Genomic DNA, 24,667 nt, shown 5'->3' on the forward strand with positions numbered 1-24,667 from the left:
TCGACACCACACGACACATACTGCCTTGACAAAGCCTTGATTTATAGGCGATTTTGGCACACTGCGTAGGCGTAGCCCGTCGTAGATATCGCGAAAAAATGTTATCCAACGCTAGACTCTTGATATTGTGGCAATCGGTCGATGACGTTGTTAAAACTGGTAAAATAGTCTTGGAGTGTAATAGCTGCTTGACCAGTAAATTCAATCCATTTGTAATAGTAGAAATTTTGAGCAATGGTATCCTACTGGAGCGAGGAAAACTGAGGAGTAGCTAAGGAAACAGAAACGTTTTTTTCACTCGAAATCGTTTGATTATCTAGCCTAAACACAGCAACATAGCTGGTATTAATAAAAACGTTCTGTATCTCAATCAATGTCATAGCTAGTTTTAACGTCCGGGATAATATATTTTATGGTATATGACCCAGTAAAGTTGACAATTTCGTTACAGAAAAGACACCACCTTTAATCCGAGTTTATGCAAGTTGAAAAAGTAATTAAACGATCTATAGGTAATGACAACGCAGTTATTTTTAGTTATTTTTAATTTAAAAATATTAATTAAATAACTAGTTTGTATAACCACTTTAAAGCATTGAATTAATAAAAACACTAGCATACTTTACAGAAACTAAATGATTCCTTTAAACTTATTTTATAAACAACCATATACTCTTACTGATAGAAGTTTTGAATAAATTTAGCATAAAAGTATAATTTATAACTAAATAAATATGTGAAAAATTTTGTTATCTACGGGTTAAACATAAATATTCTCTTGGTTAAGTTAACACTACAAATCTGTTGTCTAGTAAGTAAAAAGTCAATGAATACATAGATAAAGCTAATAACTATAAGTATTATTTTTCAGAGAAATATCATAATTGAGTCAAAATTGCTGGTTATTTTTTAATATAAGTCAACTTAAGAAGCAAAGTGGTTATTTATAAAGCAAATATTAATTTTTAGTATGTTACTTGATAAACATAATCATGATTGCATCAATTAAAAGGTTTTGCCTCGTGTAGATGCGGTTTATAACCACCCTTTTAATGTTTGTTAACTCACCAAAGGTATCACTTCATACATTGAATTAGTAGAATGAAAAGCAACAAGAATGTCTTATATTACACAACCGCGATAATAAGAATCTGTTAGTAATATCAAATCTGCTTAATAAAGAACTATTTGTACGTATTCAATTGCTAGACAATAGATTAGCAATTTGTACATTTTTTCAACACCTCATTTGATTGTGATGAAATATTTTAGTGAGAGAATCAGAATTTATGCAAATTAAATTAATTGACAATAATCAACTTTTAGTCCATACTTGATAACAAGTTTATCCAGGTTTTGATCTCATTTTTATTAGCGCTTGGTTGTTCTTGAGAGTTAAGTTTGCTGACTAGCGCTATTGTATTTTACGTTACGGGATTAGATGACAAATTAGGATATAACTTAGGAAGCTTTGAAGTAACACGCCATTAATTTTCACGCCACAATACTAAGTTTGGGCGGTAAAAGCGTACAACAATTCATATAAAACCAATTTAGAACCATCCACTCGAACGAGGTAGAAAACCTAGAGGAAAAGCCCTCTTGGGAATTTGCGGATGAGTCTATTTTAATCGACTAAATATAACCAGGATATTCTCTAAAAAAGCAGAATTGGAATGAAAATATGGCAGTAAATAAAGAAAGTAGATTATTCAGAAAACCTGTAGGCCGATCGCAAGTAATTTTAGCAGCTTCTCTGACTTTAGCGGCTGGATTAATCGCTTTCTATAGTTTGACACCCTATTGGTATAAACCCAAAGTTGTGACATCGCCAGCAAATCCTCCCAAAGCTGCCACGCCTGCGAAAGTTGCTGTGACAGCCTTGGGACGTTTAGAGCCAGAAGGCGAAGTTACTACTTTGACTGCTCCCACTTCTAATAATGGGGTACGAGTAGACAGACTGTTGGTGAAAGAAGGAGATGCGGTTAAAGCAGGGCAATTATTGGCCTATCTCGAAAATTATGGCCGTTCTAAAACAGCTTTGCAACAGGCTTTAGACCAACTCCAAGTTGCCAAAGCGAAATTAGCGCAGGTGAAATCTGGAGGTAAAACTGGAGATGTTGATGCTCAAAAGGCTGTAATTGCCCGGTTAGAGCCACAATATAAAGGAGACGTTGCGACACAACAGGCGACAATTGACCGCATCCAAGCGGAAGTAGACAACGCTCAAGCCGAGAATAATCGCTATCAGCAATTATATAGACAAGGTGCGATCGCGGCTTCTGTAGCAGATAGCAAAGCTTTGCAACTAAAGACTACACAACAGCAGCTAACAGAAGCTCAAGCCACCCTCAAGCGAACTCAAGATACATACCAAGAACAACGCAAACAAGCGCAAGCGCAACTCACCAGTATTAGTGAGGTGCGTAGCGTAGATGTTCAAGTTGCACAAACCGAAGTCAATAGTGCCACAACTGCTGTTCAACAAGCAAAAGCCGACTTGGATTTAAGTTACATTAAGTCTCCCATAAATGGCAAAATTTTGAAAATTCACGCCAAAACCGGAGAAGTAATTAGTACCACTAGAGGATTTGCTGAGATAGGTAAGACATCTCAAATGTATGTGATTGCAGAGGTGTATCAAACCGATGTTCAAAAAGTACGTGTAGGACAAAAAGCTACCATTACCAGCACTGCATTTCTTGGAACAATAAAAGGAACTGTAAAAGAAATTGGTTGGCAAGTTGACAAACAAAGCATCTTTAGCCTCAACCCTGGTTCAGATACAGACCGCAGAATAGTGGAAGTGAAAATCTCCATCGATAATCCCGCCGACAGTGAAAAGGTCGCTCGTTTCACTAACTTACAAGTCGATGTCGCCATTCATATTTAGTCATAAAGCATAGGTCATTCACAAATGACAAATGACAAATGACAAATGACAAATGACAAATAATAAATAAATCCATGATTTTCAAAATTCCTTTAGCATGGCTACAGCTAGCCCAGCAAAAAGTTCGTTTACTAGTAGCTGTAGCCGGGATTGGCTTTATTGTGCTGCTAATGTTTGTGCAACTTGGTTTTCAAGATGCCCTCTATTCTAGTGCAACCGCAGTTCATCAGAATCTCAAAGGAGATTTATTTTTAGTTAGTTCGCAATATAAATCTTTGACCTCAAATCAAAGTTTTTCGCGGACTCGTTTATACCAATCTCTGGGGTTTGATGGCGTAGAGTCAGTTAGCCCCATGTATTTGCAATTTGCCAAACTGAAAAATCCGGCTACTAGTGAAAAATATTCAATATATGTTATTGGTTTCGATCCAGGTAGACCTGTGATGAATCTTCCAGAAGTTGAGAAAAATTTAGATAAACTCAAAATTCCCGATGTTGTGCTTTTCGATCGGGGTTCTCGCCCAGAGTTTGGCCCAATAGCTGAAAAATTTAATGCGGGAGATACTAAACAAACAGTTGAAATATTTCCCTTTAATTCATTAATTGGCTATAAAGTGAGAATAGGCGGGTTATTCACATTAGGCCCTTCCTTTGGGGTAGACGGAAATTTACTTGTTAGTGACTCAACTTTTTTGAGGATAAATCCCAATACTCGTCCGGCAGATATGATAGATATCGGTTTGATTTCACTCAAACCTGGTACTAATGCAGAAACAGTACTAAAAAATTTACAAGCAAGTTTGCCTAATGATGTCCAAGTTTTTACCCGCCAAGGCTTCATTGATTTTGAAAAAAACTATTGGGCTGTTAGAACACCCATTGGTTTTATTCTTAACTTGATGTTGACAATGGCTGCGGTGGTTGGTGTGGTTATTGTTTATCAAATTCTTTACAGCAATATTGCTACACAGTTTGTTGCTTATGCTACTTTAAAAGCTATAGGTTATGCCAATAGCTATTTATTAAATGTGGTATTTCAGCAAGCTTTGATTTTGGCAATCTTAGGTTATATTCCAGGATTTCTTACTTCGGTTTTGTTATATAGTTTTGCAGCAGAAGCAACTAAATTACCAATAGTTATGACCACTAATAATGCAGTGATTGTCTTAACTTCAACCGTCTTAATGTGTATAACATCAGGAGCGCTTGCTATCAATAAACTTCGCTCCGCAGATCCGGGAGAGATTTTCTAGCTACTTGGTAGCAAAATAATTTAATTATTTTGCCACGATATAAACTGATAGCTAAGTATTAGTGCAGCATCTCCACAAAATTCTTCTTATACAAAGTTAGATTTGAGATTAAAAGTATTTACCAATATTTAAATTTGGTATTACTTAAAATCTTTTATCTAACAAATCAAATTCACCTATTTAACAATAATTTCGATTTTATGAACCTCAAAGACAAAACTCTCCTAATTACCGGGATTAATGAATTTGTCGGTTTGCGTACAGCCGAGTTAGCCATAGCGCAAGGGATGAAGGTTCGTGGACTACAAAGTTCTACAGAACAGAACAAACAATTACAGAATTTAGGTGTAGAGGTAATTATTGGTAATATCACCGATTCTACTATTGCTCAAAAGGCTTGTCAGGGAGTAGATATCGTTTTACATACAGAGCAAATTGCTGAAGAAGCTGGTGCAATTAAGCATTTTCGTGATGTGAATGTTGGCGGTACTGTCAACATGGCTAAAGCTGCTAAACAAGCTGGTGTCAAAACATTTGTGCATTTATCTAGTGTGATGGTTTACGGTTTTAACTATCCTGATGGTGTTACAGAATCCGGCCCACTTTCTGGCGAAAATAATCCCTACTGTCAAACGAAAATTGAAGCCGAAACAGCACTTTTAGAACTGAATAATCCGTCAGATTTTGGCATCATCATTATTCGAGCCGGAGATATTTATGGCCCTGGAAGTATTCCCTGGATAGTTAGACCAATTCTGATGATGCGCCAAAAATTATTTGCTTGCGCCAATGATGCTAAAGGAGTAATCAATCATGTATATATAGATAACCTGATTGATGGCATCTTTTTAGCGATGGAAAAAGAAATTTACGGTGAAATATTTAATATCACTGATGGACAAGAAACTTCCTGGAAAGAGTATTTTATGCGTTTAGCAGCAATGGAAGATTTACAAGCACCCCTTTTATTATCGAAAGATGAAATCAAATTGTTTCTAAAGCTACGCGTTCAAGGACAAAAACTGTTTCGGAAAAAAGTTGATATTTTACCAGAGTCTATAGATTTTATGACTCGTCCCTATGCTTGTTCCATTGCTAAAGCCCAAAATCTGTTAAATTACAAACCAACAATTGACCTAGAATTAGGAATGCAGCAAACACATGAATGGCTGCAAAAAACAGATATTCAAAGCTTGATGAAATAGTTTACATATTTTTGAGAATTCAGGAGTCAAGAATCAGAATTCCGAATAATTAATTACAAAATGAAGAAGCTAGAAGACACTTGATTTACTTGAAATAATTCAGCTTAGTTAATTCTGACTCCTGAATTCTGATTCCTGAATTCTGAATTCTGAATTATTACGTTGCATCTACCTAACTACGATTAAGCAGAAAATAATCCACAGATTTTCCGAATACTTGTTTTCTATGAGTCGCAATCAGCCACGATTGAGCATCGGATTACCTGTATACAATGGTGAAAAATTTCTCAAAGAAGCCATAGATTCACTTTTGGGTCAGAACTTTGAAGATTTTGAACTTATTATTTCAGATAACGCCTCGACAGATAAAACGGAAGAAATTTGTAGAGCTTATGCCGAGCAAGACCAACGTATTTATTACTACCGTAATGATACAAATATCGGTTGTGCTGGTAACTTTAATCGCGTCTTGAAACTGTCTTCGGGTGAGTATTTTAAATGGGCAGCTCATGACGATTTACATTCTCCAGATTTTATCAAGAAGTGTGTTGAGGTACTTGACCAAGATCCTACTATAATCTTGTGTCACTCCCAGGCATATTTCATTGATGAACAGGGGAATTTTATCCAAAATTACGATATCAAAGTCAAGGCCGATGCACTAAAAGCACAGGAGCGTTTTCACGAATTGCTGACCAAGCATTTATGTTATCAATGTTACGGGGTAATTCGCGCTAGTGTTTTGAAAAAGATACCGCCTATGGGTGGTTATGGTAATGCAGATGGAATTCTCTTGTTAAGACTTGGTATTCTCGGTAGGTTTTATGAAATTCCTGAATACTTATTTTTTATCAGAAGTCATCCGCAACAATCAATGAGTATGTTTTTCCCCAATTATTTGTTGTTAACAAATACAAACCAAAAATCATTCTTGAGTATGCTCCCCGATTTTTATGGGTATGCAGTGTGGTTTGATTCAGCAAAGAAAGGAAAAATTTTATTGCCACATTGGAGAATGATTTGGGAGTATATATTCTCTATCTGGTGTTGTCCCCTGAGTTTATATGAGCGGCTATGTTGTCATATAAGTCTATATCAGCAGTTAAAAGGGACAGAATATCTTTTGCTGAAAGATTTGCTAAATGCGCTGCAAGTACTTTGGAAAGGTTGGAAAACAGCATTCATTAAAGAAGAGCAAGTCGTTCTTTGAAAGAATCAGTTCACAAATCAAAGCTGACTAACACGCCTTTCTATCAGCCTCAAAATCACTTATCTTGATTACAAAATTATGCTGAAACTATCTCAACTATCTCATGTTTTGCTTGCTACTTTAGTAAGCATCAGTTTTGCTAAAACAGTGAACGCAGAGCCAACTGCAACACTTAATATTGTAGTAAATGGAATACATCACAAAAAAGGTGAGATTTGCTTTCGAGTTTATGCAAATGAAAAAGGATTTCCAATGAGTAGTACTAGTGAAGCTCAAAGTGGCTGCGCTAAAATTACTGGCACTTCTGTAAAAAAAGAATTCTTCGGTTTGAAGCCTGGAACTTATGCTGTCGCTGTAGTTGACGATCAAAATGGCGATCGCAAACTCAATAAAGACTTTTTCGGTATTCCCAAAGAAGGTTTTGGAATTTCTAAAAATCCAACTGTGTCCATACAAACAGGTACACCAAAGTTTCGTGATGCGAGTTTTGTTGTCAACAAAAATACAACAGTTAACATCATCATGAAATATTCGCTTGATTCGTAAAGGTGATTGGGGACTGGGTACTGGGTACTGGGGACTGGGGACTGGGGACTCCTTGTTTAGGAAATACTTCTGATTTTCAATCCCCAATCCCCAATTCCTAATTCTCAATCCCCAGTTCCTAATCCCCAATCCCCAGTCCCCAATCCATTATTCTGTCGGAGACTAAAAATTTAATGGAAGATTTGGCAATATTTCTGTCTAAGTCTTTGACGGGTTGGCTGGTTATTCAGGTGTGTTTCACGCTTGTCTTTATATGGTATCTGCGCTCGTCTAAAAAAAATTTATTACCAGACGATCAGTTACCTAAAACCGCAGTGATTCTTTGCCTACGCGGAGCCGATCCGTTTTTGCCTAGATGTTTGCGATCGCTCCTAAATCAAAACTATCCACAGTATGATTTAAAATTAATCGTTGATAGTCACGAAGATCCCGCTTGGAAAATTGCTAGTGAAACTATCACTGAGCAAGAAGCAACCAACGTTCAAATCAGCCCTTTGAGAATAGTACGCAACACTTGTAGTCTCAAATGCAGTTCTTTAATCCAAGCTATCCGAGAGTTGGACGACTCCTACAAGGTGGTTGCTTTAGTCGATGCTGATACTATAGTTCATCTCAATTGGCTCAGAGAATTAGTCAGTCCTCTAGGCGATGCGAAAGTAGGCGCAACAACCGGCAATCGGTGGTACGTACCAACAGGTAGGTATTGGGGTTCTTTAGTGCGGTACGTCGGCAATGTCTCTACAGTAGTGCAAATGTTTATCTTCCAGATTCCTTGGGGTGGAACTTTGGCTGTGAAAACAGAAGTGCTTCGCCAAACAGAACTGCTAGATAAGTGGGGACAAGCTTTAGGCGAAGATTTTATGATGCACGACATCCTGAAAAAACATGGTTTTCAGGTAAAGTTTGTGCCTTCGCTGCTAATAGTCAATCGTGAAGAGACTGATTTATTCAACTTAATAGACTATCTCAAGCGCCTTATCCTTTTTTCTCGACTGTATCATCCCCGTTGGTTGGCTCTTGTAAGTGAAGCTGTTTCTAGCATTTTGTTTCCGACTCTACTGTTCGTGTTAGTTCTAGAGTCGTTGTTAGAGGCAAAATGGGAAGCTGCGGCTCTATTGTTAGGCTGCTATGGAGTCTATACTGTCGCATTACTCTTGATAATGCTGGTGTTGGAATTAGAGATACAGCGAGTAGTTCGCTCTAATGACCAAGCGATCGCTAAATTATCAGCTGCTACAATCATTAAAATGTTAATTGGGATTCCGTTGACACAGTGGGTTTATGGGTTAGCAATGCTATCAACCCTGTGGACATCAACAGTCACCTGGCGCGGTGTCAGCTATCGAATTCAAGGGCCCTGGAATGTTCGGCTAGTTGAATATCGCCCTTATCAATGGTTGGATCAGCCGATTAATAGTAAGGTTTCTCTCTGAAATAAATTGCTAGATATAAACTAGGGCATGAAAGTTCTTACACTAAACATTCCCTAGTCTTCAAATTATATTATCTTATATTTAGTAGAACTATATTAGCTATAACCCTTGTAAAAATATACGTTTTTACTTGTTGATTACCAAAACGTATTGACAGTTTTGGCAAGGGTTTAGACAAATATATTAAGGGGAATTTTGACTTAGCCTTTTGGATGTTTTGATATAGCAGGAGGCAGAAGGCAGGAGGCAGGAGGCAGAAGGCAGAAGGCAGGAGGTAAAGCTATTATTTTTCCTAGCATTCACGCTTGTCATTATGTCCTAACCTATGTGATTACGGCTATAGTTTAAATCCAGATTGACAAACATCCAATTCAAAATCGAAAGTTTCAGCTATTTAACAATGCGTAAATCCTTAGTCTAACTGTATTGACGGGAATTTCTGAGCCAAATAATCAGGATGTTAATCAAACATTTGCTGCGTAAATCCTAAGTTAAAAACCAGCAATTTTGTGAAATATTCCCCTTTATTATGACTAAGCAAAAACTTCGCATTGCACTGTTTACAGGGTTGTACGCTCCTTTCTTAACTGGTGTTTCCGTTGCAGTACACCAACGAGTTCGTTGGTTGCTAGAGCAGGGACATGAGGTTTTTTTAATCCATCCGCAAATCAACGATCGCTACCCCAAAAATGTTGGCGATCGCCCCATGCCAGGTTTAGAAGAAATTCAATCTTTCCCCAATTTTTCTGCTTACGCATTTCCCACAGAACCACTACTATTCTATAAGTCTCTTCCTCAACCATTAAACTATCGACATTGGAGCGATACCAAGTTGCTGGAGAAATTTCAGCCCGATATTATCGTGGTTGAAGAAGCAGCCCAAATGAGAGGTTTATACTCATTTTTCTTACAAGGTTATGGTCGCCCAATCGGCACTCAATACGCAAAACGAACAGGCACGCCAATAATATCACTCTTCCATACAGATATTGTTGCGTATATCAAATATTACTTTGGAGAGCGATTCTTCAATTTGGTTCGTCCCATCATTCCCCTTTTGGTCAAGCAATTTAGTGAGTCTTATGACTTCAATTACTTCTCTTCTAAAGAACAACTGACTAAATACGAAGAACTGAAATGCCAACGCGCTGAATACGTCGCTTATCAAGGTATCGATTGCGAAAAATTTCACCCGCGAAACATCTGTTACGATCCAATTCCTAACGATAACCGACCAACTTTGTTGTTTGTTGGACGCATTACACCGGAAAAGAATGTCAACCAATTGCTTGATATCTTTCCAGTCATAGCTGCGAAAATTCTTGATGTCCATCTGGTAATTGTTGGTAGTGGCCCGCTAGATGAAGAGATCCGCGAGCGTGCTAAAAAGTTTGGAGCGGGTGTTACTGTATGGGGTGAGTCTCACGGTACAGAACTTCTAGGTTGGTTTGCTAGAGCAGATGTTTTTGTCAACCCCTCCGTCACCGAGAACTTCTGCACGACAAATAATGAAGCATTAGCCTCTGGAACTCCTTTGGTTGCTGTTGTTGCACCTTCAACCTCAGAACAAGTATTTCCTGGTCGTAACGGTTTCCTCGCCCAACCGAACAATCCTACAGACTTCGCCCAAAAGGTAATTGCGATTCTGGAAAATCCCGGTTTGAAAGCAGATATGACTAGACACGCTCGCCCCTCTATACTCGAATTTGATTGGTCAGCGTGTATGCAGAAATTTGAACACAAACTTTACCAAATCGTTGAAGGAGCGCAGAAGGTGGAGGTAGGTACAACCAGTGTAAGACTACAGCAATAAGAAATATGGCGATCGCTAGTATTTACAGTATTAGCGATCGCTAACACTGCAACTTTTTGCACCAACGAGTTTTAGGATGATTAAACACATTCGACTTGCATTCTCCTAGTTGCAGCTAGTAGAAGCTGTGAGTTAATGAAACTTTGAATTTTTCCTTTCTTTACCACGCTGCACCTTAGATGCAAGTCGATACAACTTAGATGCATCGACCTGCAATTTAGTTGCATCGACTTGCAATTTAAATGCATCGACCTGCAATTTAAATGCATTGACCCGCAACTAAGTTGCATCGACCTGCACAAGAGTAGTAGCGCTGGCGTAGTTCACCGTAGGTATCGCTACTACTCTTGTTAAAATCAATTTTCTTAAAACTTTGCAATATAAAAGATTCAAAAGTAACTAAGTTGATTCACTAATATTAAAGACATCCGACTCGCACTGCTGTAGTTGCAGCTTCAGTGCGGTTGGTTACTCCTAATTTATTTAGTACCTGGCTGACATGATGCCTAATAGTAGAAGGACTCAGTTTCATCTGTTGAGCGATCGCTTCATTACTTAATCCTAAAGCCAGTAGTGCTAAGACTTCTTGCTGTCGCTTGCTTAGTTCGTAAACAAATTGGGATGATGCTTTGCTTGGTTGCAGCAAAGCCTGAATCACTTCTGCTGCCAACATAGAGCGACCCATCGCAGCAGCTCGTATGGCATCCGCTAACTCATCAATTGAGATACCTTTGAGCAGGTAGCCAATGGCTCCGGCTTGCATTGCTTGCTGTACCAAATCATTCTCTAGAAAACTCGTCAAAATTAAAACTTGAATTTCTGGGTATTTTTTGCGGATAGCTCTTGTTGCTTGTGCCCCATTCATCCCCGACATCATCAAATCCATCAGCACCACATCTGGCTGCAACTGTTCGCACAAATGTACTGCTTCATCTGCATTACGCGCTTCACCCACTAATTCAATGTCATCAAACGCCAGCAAGATAAATTTAATACCTCCCCGCAGGATTTCATGATCGTCAACAGTAATCACCCGAATCGGTTTTAATGATTTATCTTTTTGCATATATTCCATACATAAATCCGGGATATTAAAGCTATTTTTAATACATTTACATTACATTATTCTTCCATTTTCAGTATTTATACGTGAAATTCTTAATCTTTAATTTTTTATTTCCCACCAGTCAGTATGAAAATCTGTCTTTTTTAAGCGAGTCAATGAAAATAAACATCACTATATTACAAAAATCAATATATCTAAAACCCTTACCAATGAAAAATGACAAGTGACAAATGACAATTTTAGTAGTTAACTTTATTTATGCCCAATACTTTTATTTACAGCGCTTGACCAACTCAGAACAATCTCAGTCCCTTCCCCTGGATAGCTTGACAAATGGAAAGTAGCACCAATAGACTCAGCCCGTTCTTTCATAATTGCTATCCCTAGATGACCAGATGGTATCTCTCTAGGGTCAAAACCACAGCCATTATCGCTGATACGCAAGACTATCTTTTGTGAATCGCCGTCAAGGCTGACTGATACAAGCGTTGCTTGGGCGTGTTTAATAATATTATTCAGTGCTTCTTGAGTAATCCGGTAGAAGACAAGCTTTACTTCACTAGATAAAGGTAAATCGGCTTCTACAATTGTTGTTACCTGTAAACTTGCTCGTCCAGAAATTGCCTTGGTTAACTGCTGTATTAATTCACCTAATGCTTTCTCTGCCAAACCATCGGGACGCAATTCGATTAGTAAATTCCGCATCTCTGCTAATGCCCCTTGTGTGAGTTGGGCGAGTTCCTCTAATCCTTGTTGGGCTATCTCTGGGTTGCGTTTCCAAACTCTAGGTAAAGCTTCGGCAATTGTCGCTACAGTAAACAATGTCTGCGAGACTGAATCGTGTAAGTCGCGGGCGAGGCGATTTCGCTCGACTTCCACCGCAATTTTTCGTAGCCGTTCGCTTTCTAGCAATTGTTCGTGTAGTTTCACCGCTTGGATTAAATCTTTGGATAAGCGTAGACTCATTATTATCACAAAGGACATAAATCCAAACTCAGCCAGGTATACAAATTGGATCTTTCCCAAGTCTACTAGGCGATCGTGTTGAACAGTTGCTATTAAAATTGCCAAACTTAGTCCGAGAGTGAGTGCTGCTTGCTTCTCACCGCGCCGATATTGAAAGTAACAGGCAAAAAAAACGAAAACAGTATTACAGAGGAAAGCTAATAATTGCAAACTGAATAGGGGATTGAGTGTACCTTGTGGGTAAGGAATCGATTCGCCCCAAGGCAAAGAAATACTTGATAGGTAGCTGATATGAGAGTAGAGAATCCCTGTAGGAGAAATTTGGTTGATTAACAGGCAGAGAAAGTACAGGGTATTGATTACTAAAATTAAACGCACTGGTCTGAAATTTGTGTAAAGAGACACAAACCAAGCAGTACTTATGCCGTAAGTATATCCGACAGAAGTTAGTAGTTTTCTGGCATTTATGTAATCGTCTACATTCATGGCTTTATATTCAGCTATAAGAGCCAAAATAGAACCAGCAATGGCTAAGCAGCTTAACCCAAAACAGAAGTTTAGTGCAGATTTTAATCGCACAAAGGCAATTAGCAAGTGTAAAAGACCAACATATAGGCTAATGCCAGCAACTATACTTAGAACAGTTAGAATCAAAGTCATTACTTATTCTCTTAAAGATTTATATCTGGCGATAAATAACTAATATCACTTCAATAGTCTTGACACGCTACTACATATACAAAATGCTTTGATTTACACCTTTGTTGCATCGACTTGCAATTTTGATACTTTGATTTGCACCTTTGTTGCATCGACTTGCAACTTTGATGCTTTGATTTGCACCTTTGTTGCATCGACTTGCAACTTTGATATTTTGATTTGCACCTTTGTTGCATCGACTTGCAACTTTGATGCTTTGATTTGCATCTTTGTTGTATTACAGTAGTTTTCTTTTATTTGAACTACATCTGTTATCAATTTACGGTGCGTTAGCACTGCCGTCCATAACGCACCCTACCAAACTTAAATCTTTCACCTTACTGATAGCTTTAAAGTGGCAATGGGTACATTAAATACATAACTGATAAAAGTATGGTAATATGACAACCCAAAATACAACACGCCGTTTGCGCCCGCAATTAATTAGTGAAGATGTGACTTCATGGCACGGTTTACAAACCATCACTAGCTATGAAACTAACCGTGGTGATGCCTCTGCTACCAAATTACAGCAAGCTTATCAAGCTATGTTAGCCCAGCAACAAGCGGAAACCGAAAAACAAGCTTTATACCGTGCTGCGGCTGATGCTGCACGATTAGCAGAATGGGAATTTCACAATACGGTATTAGCAATGAAAGAAGTTGTGCGCGGACAATATGGATTAAATAGCGATCAAGCCCAAGCAGTAGGATTGAAGAAAAAATCGGAGTACAAGCGTCCTAGCCGCAAAAAGTCAGTTACATCATAAGCTAAGTATTAAGTATAATTAACGCATTTTAACTGAGCGATCGCACTTGACATTATTTGTGCGATCGCTTTCTTGCATAAATGAGAACCCTGCAAAACTCTTTATTACTTGTCATCCGTCAGCAAAATTTTAACACTACAAATAACCATAAGTAACACTTATATAGGACAAAGATCCTAGTCAAAACTTGGATCTTTGTTCGATGCGGTGATTGAGGCGATCGCTATATAATTCATCTCGCCATAGAAAAATTTACGTAATTACCTCACCTGACAATGAATAAAATCTGGTTTGGCAATACTTTATTGTTTAGTTCAGTTTTAGCAAGTACCTTACTTGCTAGTCCTAATGTTGCTAAGAGTAATGACTTCACCGTACCCGAAACTCTAGCAAATACAGCGCGTTGTCGCCTTAACGTCACTGGTTCTTATTTGACAACAATCTTCAACGCAGATAAGAGCGTTGCTTCTCGTGGAGTTATTACACTGACCACAGACGGTAACTTTTTTGTCACTGATTCCAATCAAGGTGGCGTTACTAACGTTTTCAATCCCTTTAGTAGCGGACAAGGCGCTTGGAAGTGTAATGGCAAAGCAGGGGTAAGTGCTAGATATATCACCTTTACTTTCCCTGGAAGTGCAGGAGCCGGTGGCTTTGGCCGTGCCGACTACCAAGCCAGCTTTAATCCCCAAACTCAAACAGTACAAGGGACTATCACACTACGCCTTTTCAACCTCAATGCCAATCCGTTGTTAAATAATGTCCCGCCTGTAGGAACATTTAACTTCTCAGGGCAACAAATCAAACCTAATTAATTGTTGAACGAACAAAGGCAGAGAAAGTAAAAGGTTTAAAGATAAATTATTTCCTTTGCCAAAACGGTATTGAGCCACTTAGATATAGCATTCTCGTTTGGATGCAATACGCTGTAGGGGCGCACAGTTAGCTGTGCGCCTCTACAAAGGAATATTTTTTCTTTGGAAGTCGCTTGAAAAACACTGAAGCGATGTCTACGACAAGGCTTACGCCTACGCACTTTATTTCTGTTTAAGTCTTTTGGGTGGGCAAATGTTTGTCCACTCCCCTGCATTGAAAATTGCATCGACTTGTACCTTAGTTGCATTGAAGAGCATCTTTATTGCATCGACTCGGAACTTAGATGCATCGACTTGCACCTTAATTGCATTGAAGAACAACTTTGTTGCATCGACTCGGAACTTAGATGCATTGGCCTGCACCTTTATTGCATCGGCTTGCAACTAAGTTGCATCGACCTGCAAAAATGAGCTTACCTTCTCTTTAACCTTGTTTTATTTAAAAACTTCACCTTACTGATAGCTTTAGGGTTGCAATGGATATATTAAAGATGTACCTTACAACAGTATGCTGATATGTCTACCCAAGATACAACACGCCGTTTGCGCCCTCAATTTTGGGTGTTCTGAATCTTTGGGTAAAGACGCGATGAATCGCGTCTCTACAAATGGTCTATTTATCGCATTCTTTTGGTATTACAATGCGATTGTTTCAACTTACAAAAATTAATCCACTCTATAAAGTTGTGCAATAAAACTTACAATTTGGTCAAGCTAGTTTTAGCACCATGCCACCCGTGCAAAATCGGCATAGTAAACAATCCCCACGCCAAACCCGTAATTAACCCAAAAGGCGTAACCAGATAGTTATTAAAACTCCACAAACCAAAAATCTGTGCTGCCAATTCCAAAGGATAAGCCATCATCAGCACACTTGCGATCGCTACACCACTCCAGCCATATTGATTTAACCAGTAAAATCCTTTACCACCAGTTATCCCATACAACAGACGAGTAATTAGCAAACCCGTGACAGTGCCGTAGCAGCGCATACACACAGCCATAATAAATGGTGGTGCTAAATCTAACCCCATCTCTGGTTGCGGACAAACATGATTACCCATGAAATAAATGATGTCCGCAATCCCAGGAAGCAAAGACACTCCAGACGCAGCCAAAAAGGGAGCGATAGGCGGGCCAAAAACCATCCCTACCAACAAGAAATCAGCTATAAAACTGACCCAATTAACCTGCAATTCACTGAAAGCTACTCTTGTCATTTTCCTTTCTTCGCGCCCTTCGCGTCTTCGCGGTTCGTTTTCCTAACCTACCTTATTTACATAAGGACTTGTTAACTTATCCAACTGCTGAATCAACAGACTGAGGAATAATCCTACATCTGTCACCACACCCACTGATTCTACAGAACCGCGATCGCTTAACTTAGTCACTACAGCTGGATTAATATCGACACATACCATTTTCACACCAGCCGGAGTCATATTACCCACGCCAATGGAGTGCAGCATCGATGACAGCATTAAAATCATCTCTGCACCTTCTAGGTGTTTGGCATATTGCTCTTGTGCTTGAATCAAATCCATTACGGTATCAGGCAAAGGCCCGTCATCCCGAATGGAACCTGCAAGCACAAAAGGTACATGATTGTGGACGCACTCATACATGACGCCACTTTTAATTGCTCCTGCCTCCACAGCTTTGGGAATGCTGCCATAGCGACGGATACTATTAATTACCTTGAGGTGATGGCGGTGTCCTCCATGTACGGCGACACCCCGCTTCATATCTACACCCAAGGAAGTGCCCATGATATTCTGCTCGATGTCGTGAACTGCGATCGCATTACCACCCAGCAGTGCTTGTACATATCCTTCTCGAATCAGTTGCGCCAGGTGTTCGCCGCCACCAGTGTGAATTACCACAGGCCCAGCCGTGACAACTACTTTACCACCAGCATCGCGGATTTTACGCAATTCCCAAGCTACTTGCTCAACGACTAATTCGACGCGCCGTTCGCTGGAAACTCCCGCCGACATAAAGCTGAATTCTTGAGTGCTGCGGAGTTCCCGCGATTCAGTTTTGCGGATGGTGCGGATACCTAAAACATCTACAATTACCTGTTCGCCAACTTTTAAATCGCGGAGGATTTTACACCGAGCAACTAAACCTGTGGGAGTTTCAGTAATGGCGATCGCACCATCCATCCGTTGATTTTCTACCTTCACCCACTGACCATTAATTCGTACTTCAGTGGGATAAATTGTACTGACGTAGAAATCATCAGGCGCAACGCCATCTTGAATTACTGGCTCTAGTTTGGCATCTCGCTCATCATGGGGTAAATCTACAGCACCCAAATCAATCAATCGGGAAATGATTTCTTCCATCACCTCATGGGATGGTGCTGATACTCTCACCTCGGCGGCTGAAGTACTTTGCCGTTGTTCTCCCAAGTTGAAATTCAGGACTTTGAAACTTCCCCCGGCATCTATAATCAAATCCAAAGCGCGGTTAATTAAGCCAGCATCTAACAAATGTCCTTCCATGCGAATGACGCGGCTTTCTACCGAGACAGTGGCATGAATTTCATCTCTAACTGGTTCAGTCACCCGCAAAGTTAAGCATTTAGCCGCCCCACCAGCTTTGAGAAATTCGGTAAGCGGTGTTTCTAGCACTTGGAAACCTGCATCCTGAAGCCGGGTTTTCAAAGCATCACTCGTCTTGTTCATGATGACGATGCTATCCACATTCACCGCATTACAAGCGAAGTTGACTGCATCAGCTTCTTCAATTGCGATGCGCTTTTCTGGTGCGACTCGCATTTCAATTAAGCGGTTGGAGTAAGAATCAAAAGCGCCGGGATAGTATAGCAAATAGCCATTTGCTAGAGGACAAAAACAGGTATCTAAGTGATAAAAACGTTCGTCTATTAATCGTAGGGATAGCACCTCAATATCCAGCCATTTAGCGAGATAAGGGTGAGAATCTAATTCCGAGCGGAAACCGTATCCCGCCCATAACCAGCGTCCTTCCCGATCTAGCAGTGCGTCTCCTGCTCCCTCAAAGGGCAAATCTTTGGGAAGTTCATTGACTGTATAACCATTTGCCTCAAACCATTGTTTGAAGAAAGGCTCCTCTCCCTGACGCTCTTTGTGCAAAAAGCGACTGAGGACAACATTATCGCCTAGAACCAAGCCGGCATTGGCGGTAAAAACCAAATCAGGCCAGCCTTTTTCCGGTGGTACTAAATCGACAATGGCGTGTTCTTTGAGGATTTGATGTAGTCCCTGCCACTGTTCCACGGCGCGATCGCGCGATGACTTGTGAATATTCCCTTCCATCCAAGGATTAATCACATAGTCCACATCGTAGTGGTCAGGAGGGCACATTAAAAAGCGAATCCGGGAAGTCATAAAAATCTTACAAGCGTTTTATATGCTACAAGCTTACTTTGAATACAGACTTTTGTTTTTTTACAGGTAAAATCTGCTACTAAAGCATCTATCTTTTGATAGTTGAAGACTTTATCAAGCCTTCGCTCTCAATTCTATTACTGGAACATGGTAATAATACCAATTCAAAATTCAAAATCAAGAAAGCCTGATTTAATTTAGGTTTCCAAGAAAGTGGGGCCACTGGGGGCGTATTAGAAGGCGAAGCAACTAGATCGAATTCATCGGCATTAGCACCAAAATCTTTATCAAATGCTCTGAAATTCACAGTCTATAGTATGCTAGTAACAAGCAACTAACCACTATGTTCGGCAAGTAGAGTTAAGCGAACGATTTTCCCAGCGTTCGCTTTTAACTTTTCACCAACACCCGTAGTTTGAATAGCACGCTTGTTAAACTGAAGGGTAGGTAGCATAAGGATGCTCCAGAGGTAGAGGTATGCAGAGGGCATGGAGAAGAGACAAGGTAGACGAAGAAGAGAGGGGGGAGACTTGGGAGAGAGTTGTTCAATAATTCCCCCTTGTCCCCTTGTCTCCCCTGCCCCCTCAAGCAGTCACTATATAAGACGAATCGATCGCTGCTACACGCCCTGCATCTACCAAAGCTTGATACACTATCGCCGCTACCTCACCGCGTGTAGCATCGCGGGTAGGATTGAGTTGTTTCAGGTTTGGGTAATTGACGATAATTTTCTTGTCTATAGCTTTTACTACTTCATCCTTGGCATATTCAGGAATCTTGGCTTGGTCATCGAAAACTTTGATAGTTGCCGTACCATCACTAGATAACCCCAATCCATTCACCAAAGAGACAATCACTTGCACGCGCTGGATATTTTTGTTCGGACTAAAGGTATTGTCGGGAAAACCAGAGAGAAATAAACCCTGATATGCCTGCTGAATTACCTTGGATGCCCAGAAGTCTGCTAGTACATCTTTGAATTTGATCGCTGCACGGTTTGGCGATGGGTTGAAAGCTTTTACCAGTATTGCCGCGAATTGTGCCCGTGTCATCGTCGCATCGGGTTTAAATGTGCGATCGGGAAAACCATTAACTATCCCCAATTTGACTAATTCCCGAATAAACCCACCTGCCCAATGATTCGCAATATCGGTTAATTCAATAGCAGGTGTTGGAGTAGGTGTTGGTGTTGGTGTTGGAGTTGGAGTAGGTGTTGGAGTAGGTGTTGGAGTTGGCGTTGGTGTTGGCGTTGGGGTTGGAGTTGGTGTTGGAGTTGGCGTTGGCGTTGGTGTTGGCGTTGGCGTTGGCGTTGGAGTCGGGGTTGGAACTGAACTATCTGCAAACTCTATGTTTCCGGTAACTTTAGACGCATCTATTTTATTTCCTAGAGAAATCAGCTTGTTGGAACTAACATTTTGCAAATCAAATTTACCGTTATTGCGTAGAGTATTGCCCCCTGGATTATTGTTACTGCCGATATCCGGTAGAGCAGTTCCAATTACTGTGATCCCATCATCAGTGTTATTTTCACAGACATTATTACGTAATACGGGACGAGCGCTACCAGAGATGACAATCCCAGAACGGTTTTCATAAATTCTATTATCTCGAAGGATGGGTGATGCAGTATCACTAATGGCAATGCCAAAACCTGTTTTAGAGTAAGTGTTATTTTCGATTTGACCTTTGGAATTTTTAGCGATCGCAATTCCATTAGCTGCATTCTCACTGAACACATTACCTAGAATTACTGGGTTAGCATCGCCTGTAGCAAATACTCCCTCCCGCTTATTGTTGATGAAGGTGCTATTAGCAACAGTAGGGGCAGTTGATTCAATCCAAACACCACTACCACGGCTAGCCAAATTTGTTACAGTTACTCCTCGGAGTTCAGCTTTATCCAGCAGTACAAATGTGACATTCTGACCCGCAAAAGTACGGCTCAGATAGGTACCACTTCCTTCAATCAAAATGCCATTACCTTTATTGGTTTCATTACCCACCACTGTCACACCAGATGGAACCGTTAACGGAAAGACTTCACCGCTAGCAGCATTGTAATTACCATCTGCTAGTTGAATTTTGGTATTAACAGTAGCTACCTTCAGGGCTTGCGTAATAGTTTTGAAAGGGGCTTGTTGAGTACCTGGGTTGGTATTGCTACCTGATACTGGATTTACGTAAAAAGTTTGAGCCATATTTATACTCTAATAAAATACATAGCTATCCTAGCGCTAACCATGAAAATGAGTAGCGGTCGATGCATTAAGTTAGCTAAAATTACTTATCCGTAGAAAGTTAAAAAATTATGCAAACACTTCTGGTGTTACAATACGTTCGATCTGAGTGACAAAAAAATCATAAATGAAATTTCAAAGACTCCACAAAGCTACCTTACAAAGTCACCCAAGACCCCAAGAAATATCCAAATTGACACCTCAATACTTTCGTATCCAGAGTAAAGAGACATCAAAGAAGCCTCTCACCCAAGAACAAATAGATAATCAAGCCTTTCAAATTCAAAAAATGGAGGCTACAAAATTAGAAATCCAGGCAAAACATGGCACGATAACGCTAGAAGGACAGGAACGCTTGGGTGTATTGCAAGCTAAGATGAATAACTTCTGGATGCAGAGAAAAGAAAATACTAAGGGTCAGCCTAACCTGTTAGAAATCCCTAATTTATTTACAAGGCGTGAAACACGTTTAGCACAACAAATTCAGCCACAACTTACAATTGGGCAACCTGGAGATAAGTATGAGCAGGAAGCAAATAGGGTAGCCACAGATGTCGTAAGCCAAATGCATCAACCGCAGAGTAAGGATATTCCCATTCAGACAGCTTCTAAACTAAAGCATCAGGTTGGTGTAAGCGATAAGAGAACAGCTTCAAGTGAATCGAGTAATGTAGTGAATACAGTAGATGGGATACAGTGTAAGATAACTCAGACAGATGGAGATGTGATCCAGCTTTTTGGCGTTCAAGATATAATTAAAAAGTTTGAACAGATAGCACAAGAAAATAAAGATTCAACTGACTCACAACCGTGGCTGAGTGATAAGAGAAAACCAACAACAGATCGGATAGCGAATAAGTCTATCAAAGCAGAGGAAGAGGCGCAACAGTTAGAATCCGAGTCTGGATCGAGCATTTATACAAATTCACAAGCCTCAGATTTTCGACCTCAAGAATCGAAGGAAGAGGTGAAGTCAGAAGATGAAATACCAAGCACCTCTTCTGAATCAGAAACAACCTTATTCGATATCAATCGAGAGGTTGAGAAAAATTTAAATAAAATAGCAGACTATCTTTTTTCTGAATATAAAAAAGAAAAAGAAGAGAATCCAGATAATTTTAGATCAAAACAGGATTTTCAACTTGAGTACGACGATATAATGCAATTCTCACGAAAATTATTAACTGATTTACTGTCAAGTAAAATCCAAGATGGAATCACTAAAATTACTCCTTTAAGCGATGAAGAAATCATAAAAATTATAGAAGAAACTAAGGAAAAAATTAAGTTAGAAAAAGAAAATGAACAGTTAAGAAAAGATCATGAAAATTTCATAAACAATATTAAATTTAATTTATTTACTGTATATCATAATGATAAAAAATCTCCTAAACTAACTCTAAAAGATCATCTAAAAGAAACTCAAGATATTCTTGAGCGTGGAGATATTACAGAAGCACGAAAAAAAATACCTGATTTGCTGCAAAACCCTAATAAGGTTGTCTCTCGCTTGAGTGATGATGAGGTTCGAGGTCTCATGCAAAAGTTTCTATCGCAGCATCTCAAGAAGTCAACGAACATAAACATACCAAAAAGCAAAGTAGAAGAGCAAACTAAACCAGAGATACCAGAAAGCAAAGTAGAAGAGCAAACTAAACCAAAGACAACCGGGAAGGAACGCTGGAATAAACTGAAGAAGATAGTAAGAACAGATTCATCTTTACCTCAAATAAAAGGTAAATCTAAAAGTTTAAATTTTATGAGACTCGACCACGAGGAAAATTATTGGTTAGAGGCGTGGGATGCACTGCATCGACCTGCTTTTAAATTAGGAAAAGAACATTATCACAACTGGATGAAAGAGACTGGAATCATTGAATGGCTGAATGAGCAAGACGAAAAAGACAAACAGATGAGAACAGCTTTTGAAGAGCAAAAACAACTAGAGGATGGCGAAACAAATTTTTGGGAGTGGAAAGCAAAATCAAAGTATGCTGGGAAATCTTCACCACCTCCCACTACAGAGTCTTTCTGGGATTACCTAGATCGAAAAAAAATCGAGATTCCAGGAGTCAAATACCTGGAGTCGGAAGCAGAGCGCAGACCAAGAGGAGTCACGATTAGCGGAGGTAAATGGATAGATACCTTTGGAGATGACCTTAGCTCAAAAGGTATGATAGCTCTTGGTGCACCAAATAATGGAAATGATTGGATGATTTTTGTTCTTAGCCCTGATGGAAAGTTCTATGCTGATGCCCATAAGGAAGGGGAGTATCATCATTCAAGTGCTTTAGCTGGCATCCCAATCAAAGGTGCTGGTGCCATTATGGTTATAGATGGCAAACTAGAAGCGATCGCAGATAAAAGCGGTCACTATAAGCCTAACATGCATCAGATGTATACGACTTTAAAACATTTGGAAAAATTAGGTGTAAACCCCAAAACTTATATGGTACATACAAGAGATTTGGGGGATATGCAAGGTAACAAATGGATTGAAAAATATGAAAACAGTGATGGATTCAAAGAATACCGCAAACAGCAGCAAGAGAACGTAAATACAATAGAGCAGAGAAGAAAGAGGGAAAAAGCCTCACGGGGAAAGTAGTAGTTATAGCAGTTGCCAGGTAGGTTAGTAGAGAAACTGAACGTCAAACCCCGATAGCAAAAGACTTTTAAGCCTGTTGCCTATTCTTTGTTACCTGCTATAGTTTTGAGAACTGTACTTGGTTCACTGATGATAGACGAAAACTCCCTTTCCTACAAAGTCAGGGAGTTAGCAAAGTTGTATATTCTCTTCAACTGAAAAAGCCTGTCTTCCTATTAATACGGCCACTTCCAGTCCCGAATTTCCGGCATATCATCGCCGTACTTATCAATATATTGCTTATGTTCGATCAATTTGTCTTGCAAATGCTGCTTGACATAAGCTGCCCTATATCCCAATTTTGGTACGCGCTCAATTACGTCCATTACTAAATCACTGATTCCCAGCCTGGAGGCTGGGAACCCATTCTGGGAGACTCTGCCTCCAGTAGCTTGACAAGAGGCAGAGCCTTTTTTAGATACATTCCCAGACTCCAGGCTGGGAACAAGACAACACAAGCCTTTAGGCTTTTCTTACTGCCATTCATTACTTTGAGATTTTTGACGCGCGAATTCAATCAGTAAGATGTGAAAATTACAACGGAGATCGAGAGTGAACCTTGGGGTGAAAGGTTCTTTCAAGTCACAGACCCCAACGATGTCGTGATTCAACTCATCCCGTGAATCGCCGAAAACATAGGAGAAACAGTATGAACTATGCCCCACCACCTGCGATAAGGATAAACCTCCGCCCTGCTAGCTTTGCTGATTTGGATTTATTGCGCCACTGGGATGAGCAACCTCATGTAGTTAACTCCGATCCTAACGATGACTGGGGCTGGGAAGTACAACTTGAATGCACTCCCGAATGGAGAGAGCAATTGATTGCTGAAATTGATGGTCGTCCCATCGGATTTATTCAGATTATCGATCCAGCAGATGAGGATAGCCATTACTGGGGTGATGTGACGGCGAATCTTCGTGCCATTGATATCTGGATTGGGGAAGAAACTGATTTGGGTAAAGGCTATGGAACACAAATGATGCGGCTTGCACTTGCTCGATGTTTTGCCGATCCCCAAGTGACAGCTGTACTTATCGATCCGCTAGCCAGTAATACCCGCGCTCACCGCTTCTATGAACGCTTTGGCTTCAAATTTATCGAGTATCGACGGTTTGGTGACGATGAGTGCTTTGTTTATTGCCTGAGTCGAGCAGATTGGCATGGTGAAAGTGAAATTAGCTGAATCACCAGATGAGGAACAATTCAATCAACGATCGCCCGAATTCAATCAACGACCGCCCGAATTCAACAAACGATCGCCCGAATTCAACAAACGACTGTTTGAATTTAATATATAACGTGAGTTCGACAGACCTATCCCGGACAGCCTCCCTTTCCTAAAAAGCGAACGCGTAGCGTCTGGGTAAGGAGAGGGAGGAGAACGAGAAAAGAAAAGTTTTTACTCCCCTCTCCTACCAGGAGAGGGGCTGGGGGAGAGGTCAAAATAGCACTCGTCGAACTCACATTAAAGAAAGGCTTGTCGCTTCACAAGGGGAGAGGTGATTCAAGGATTTTTGCAAGAGGTCTACTTATACCAATTTAAAAAAAGAATGCAACAGATACATACTCCCAAACCTTTGTTATGTCTGGTTTTCTTAATTTTGAATTTTGAATTTTGAATTTTGAATTGATATTATTTCCTATTTAGAACTTACGCAAAACTGCACATTGTAGGGG

Annotated in this window: 18 protein-coding genes and 2 pseudogenes; 12 read left to right on the forward strand and 8 right to left on the reverse strand. The window is 39.9% G+C overall.

All coding sequences use genetic code 11. From position 1 onward, the window contains the following. Window positions 1-101: 101 nt before the first annotated feature. Window positions 102-380 (reverse strand): annotated as a pseudogene (locus RM368_RS09810) (hypothetical protein). A gap of 1,304 nt (window positions 381-1,684) precedes the next feature. Here RM368_RS09810 and RM368_RS09815 point away from each other — a divergent pair. From RM368_RS09815 to RM368_RS09845, 7 genes are all read left to right on the forward strand, one after another. Next, the gene (locus tag RM368_RS09815) at window positions 1,685-2,893 is read left to right on the forward strand and encodes an ABC exporter membrane fusion protein (protein ID WP_322693889.1); all 1,209 of its coding nucleotides are present in this window, start codon (window positions 1,685-1,687) and stop codon (window positions 2,891-2,893) included. A gap of 74 nt (window positions 2,894-2,967) precedes the next feature. Beyond that, the gene (devC, locus tag RM368_RS09820; RefSeq protein ID WP_322693890.1) at window positions 2,968-4,146 is read left to right on the forward strand and encodes an ABC transporter permease DevC; all 1,179 of its coding nucleotides are present in this window, start codon (window positions 2,968-2,970) and stop codon (window positions 4,144-4,146) included. Window positions 4,147-4,346: 200 nt separating this feature from the next. Continuing rightward, window positions 4,347-5,351 carry an NAD-dependent epimerase/dehydratase family protein gene (locus RM368_RS09825; RefSeq protein ID WP_322693891.1) on the forward strand — a complete coding sequence of 335 codons (1,005 nt, stop codon included), beginning with the start codon at window positions 4,347-4,349 and terminating at the stop codon, window positions 5,349-5,351. Window positions 5,352-5,577: 226 nt separating this feature from the next. Then, entirely contained in the window at window positions 5,578-6,561 is a 984-nt protein-coding gene (locus RM368_RS09830) for a glycosyltransferase family 2 protein (protein WP_322693892.1), read from the forward strand. A 78-nt stretch (window positions 6,562-6,639) separates the two neighbouring features. Further along, a complete protein-coding gene (locus RM368_RS09835) occupies window positions 6,640-7,107 on the forward strand; it encodes a DUF2141 domain-containing protein (protein WP_322693893.1) in 468 nt (155 codons plus the stop codon). A 173-nt stretch (window positions 7,108-7,280) separates the two neighbouring features. Further along, window positions 7,281-8,540: a glycosyltransferase family 2 protein gene (locus RM368_RS09840; protein ID WP_322693894.1), complete on the forward strand. Its 1,260-nt coding sequence runs from the start codon at window positions 7,281-7,283 to the stop codon at window positions 8,538-8,540. Window positions 8,541-9,069: 529 nt separating this feature from the next. Continuing rightward, complete coding sequence (locus tag RM368_RS09845) at window positions 9,070-10,353, forward strand: glycosyltransferase (RefSeq protein ID WP_322693895.1); 1,284 nt, start codon at window positions 9,070-9,072, stop codon at window positions 10,351-10,353. Window positions 10,354-10,771: 418 nt separating this feature from the next. On the opposite strand, the gene RM368_RS09850 is transcribed toward RM368_RS09845, so the two are convergent. The 3 genes from RM368_RS09850 to RM368_RS09860 form a co-directional block, all read right to left on the reverse strand. Beyond that, window positions 10,772-11,428: a response regulator transcription factor gene (locus RM368_RS09850; protein ID WP_322693896.1), complete on the reverse strand. Its 657-nt coding sequence runs from the start codon at window positions 11,426-11,428 to the stop codon at window positions 10,772-10,774. A gap of 243 nt (window positions 11,429-11,671) precedes the next feature. Then, complete coding sequence (locus RM368_RS09855; RefSeq protein WP_322693897.1) at window positions 11,672-13,045, reverse strand: sensor histidine kinase; 1,374 nt, start codon at window positions 13,043-13,045, stop codon at window positions 11,672-11,674. A gap of 93 nt (window positions 13,046-13,138) precedes the next feature. After that, window positions 13,139-13,312: a hypothetical protein gene (locus tag RM368_RS09860; RefSeq protein WP_322693898.1), complete on the reverse strand. Its 174-nt coding sequence runs from the start codon at window positions 13,310-13,312 to the stop codon at window positions 13,139-13,141. A 173-nt stretch (window positions 13,313-13,485) separates the two neighbouring features. Here RM368_RS09860 and RM368_RS09865 point away from each other — a divergent pair, with 173 nt between their 5' ends. Beyond that, a complete protein-coding gene (locus tag RM368_RS09865; protein WP_322693899.1) occupies window positions 13,486-13,854 on the forward strand; it encodes a hypothetical protein in 369 nt (122 codons plus the stop codon). A gap of 275 nt (window positions 13,855-14,129) precedes the next feature. Beyond that, window positions 14,130-14,669 carry a hypothetical protein gene (locus RM368_RS09870; RefSeq protein WP_322693900.1) on the forward strand — a complete coding sequence of 180 codons (540 nt, stop codon included), beginning with the start codon at window positions 14,130-14,132 and terminating at the stop codon, window positions 14,667-14,669. A gap of 758 nt (window positions 14,670-15,427) precedes the next feature. On the opposite strand, the gene RM368_RS09875 is transcribed toward RM368_RS09870, so the two are convergent. The 3 genes from RM368_RS09875 to RM368_RS09885 all read right to left on the reverse strand — a co-directional run bounded on the left by RM368_RS09875 (window position 15,428) and on the right by RM368_RS09885 (window position 20,301). Then, window positions 15,428-15,949, reverse strand: a complete 522-nt coding sequence (locus tag RM368_RS09875) for a DUF2085 domain-containing protein (protein ID WP_322693901.1) — start codon at window positions 15,947-15,949, stop codon at window positions 15,428-15,430. Between the two features lie 42 nt (window positions 15,950-15,991). Further along, window positions 15,992-18,103, reverse strand: a complete 2,112-nt coding sequence (locus RM368_RS09880) for a TIGR00300 family protein (RefSeq protein WP_322693902.1) — start codon at window positions 18,101-18,103, stop codon at window positions 15,992-15,994. Between the two features lie 584 nt (window positions 18,104-18,687). Continuing rightward, the gene (locus tag RM368_RS09885) at window positions 18,688-20,301 is read right to left on the reverse strand and encodes a DUF1565 domain-containing protein (RefSeq protein WP_322693903.1); all 1,614 of its coding nucleotides are present in this window, start codon (window positions 20,299-20,301) and stop codon (window positions 18,688-18,690) included. Between the two features lie 232 nt (window positions 20,302-20,533). Here RM368_RS09885 and RM368_RS09890 point away from each other — a divergent pair, with 232 nt between their 5' ends. Then, complete coding sequence (locus tag RM368_RS09890) at window positions 20,534-22,948, forward strand: hypothetical protein (protein ID WP_322693904.1); 2,415 nt, start codon at window positions 20,534-20,536, stop codon at window positions 22,946-22,948. A gap of 215 nt (window positions 22,949-23,163) precedes the next feature. Here the strand turns inward: RM368_RS09890 and RM368_RS09895 are convergent. Further along, window positions 23,164-23,319: pseudogene (locus tag RM368_RS09895) on the reverse strand (hypothetical protein); the annotation flags it as partial. A 317-nt stretch (window positions 23,320-23,636) separates the two neighbouring features. Here RM368_RS09895 and RM368_RS09900 point away from each other — a divergent pair. Together RM368_RS09900 and RM368_RS09905 are read left to right on the forward strand one after the other, a co-directional pair. Beyond that, window positions 23,637-24,173 carry a GNAT family N-acetyltransferase gene (locus RM368_RS09900; protein ID WP_322693906.1) on the forward strand — a complete coding sequence of 179 codons (537 nt, stop codon included), beginning with the start codon at window positions 23,637-23,639 and terminating at the stop codon, window positions 24,171-24,173. Further along, a complete protein-coding gene (locus RM368_RS09905) occupies window positions 24,151-24,288 on the forward strand; it encodes a hypothetical protein (RefSeq protein WP_322693907.1) in 138 nt (45 codons plus the stop codon). Before RM368_RS09900 ends, RM368_RS09905 begins: the two co-directional genes overlap by 23 nt. Window positions 24,289-24,667 lie beyond the last annotated feature (379 nt).

Source organism: Nostoc sp. DedSLP03, assembly GCF_034530815.1.
GTDB lineage: Bacteria > Cyanobacteriota > Cyanobacteriia > Cyanobacteriales > Nostocaceae > Nostoc.

What these genes read in the sequence shown, in the direction of transcription:
- RM368_RS09815 (WP_322693889.1), top strand. Translation starts at nt 1,685, where the DNA reads ATGGCAGTAAATAAAGAAAGTAGATTATTCAGAAAACCTGTAGGCCGA.
- devC (WP_322693890.1), top strand. Translation starts at nt 2,968, where the DNA reads ATGATTTTCAAAATTCCTTTAGCATGGCTACAGCTAGCCCAGCAAAAA.
- RM368_RS09825 (WP_322693891.1), top strand. Translation starts at nt 4,347, where the DNA reads ATGAACCTCAAAGACAAAACTCTCCTAATTACCGGGATTAATGAATTT.
- RM368_RS09830 (WP_322693892.1), top strand. Translation starts at nt 5,578, where the DNA reads ATGAGTCGCAATCAGCCACGATTGAGCATCGGATTACCTGTATACAAT.
- RM368_RS09835 (WP_322693893.1), top strand. Translation starts at nt 6,640, where the DNA reads ATGCTGAAACTATCTCAACTATCTCATGTTTTGCTTGCTACTTTAGTA.
- RM368_RS09840 (WP_322693894.1), top strand. Translation starts at nt 7,281, where the DNA reads ATGGAAGATTTGGCAATATTTCTGTCTAAGTCTTTGACGGGTTGGCTG.
- RM368_RS09845 (WP_322693895.1), top strand. Translation starts at nt 9,070, where the DNA reads ATGACTAAGCAAAAACTTCGCATTGCACTGTTTACAGGGTTGTACGCT.
- RM368_RS09850 (WP_322693896.1), bottom strand. Translation starts at nt 11,428, where the DNA reads ATGGAATATATGCAAAAAGATAAATCATTAAAACCGATTCGGGTGATT.
- RM368_RS09855 (WP_322693897.1), bottom strand. Translation starts at nt 13,045, where the DNA reads ATGACTTTGATTCTAACTGTTCTAAGTATAGTTGCTGGCATTAGCCTA.
- RM368_RS09860 (WP_322693898.1), bottom strand. Translation starts at nt 13,312, where the DNA reads ATGCAAATCAAAGCATCAAAGTTGCAAGTCGATGCAACAAAGGTGCAA.
- RM368_RS09865 (WP_322693899.1), top strand. Translation starts at nt 13,486, where the DNA reads ATGACAACCCAAAATACAACACGCCGTTTGCGCCCGCAATTAATTAGT.
- RM368_RS09870 (WP_322693900.1), top strand. Translation starts at nt 14,130, where the DNA reads ATGAATAAAATCTGGTTTGGCAATACTTTATTGTTTAGTTCAGTTTTA.
- RM368_RS09875 (WP_322693901.1), bottom strand. Translation starts at nt 15,949, where the DNA reads ATGACAAGAGTAGCTTTCAGTGAATTGCAGGTTAATTGGGTCAGTTTT.
- RM368_RS09880 (WP_322693902.1), bottom strand. Translation starts at nt 18,103, where the DNA reads ATGACTTCCCGGATTCGCTTTTTAATGTGCCCTCCTGACCACTACGAT.
- RM368_RS09885 (WP_322693903.1), bottom strand. Translation starts at nt 20,301, where the DNA reads ATGGCTCAAACTTTTTACGTAAATCCAGTATCAGGTAGCAATACCAAC.
- RM368_RS09900 (WP_322693906.1), top strand. Translation starts at nt 23,637, where the DNA reads ATGAACTATGCCCCACCACCTGCGATAAGGATAAACCTCCGCCCTGCT.
- RM368_RS09905 (WP_322693907.1), top strand. Translation starts at nt 24,151, where the DNA reads ATGGTGAAAGTGAAATTAGCTGAATCACCAGATGAGGAACAATTCAAT.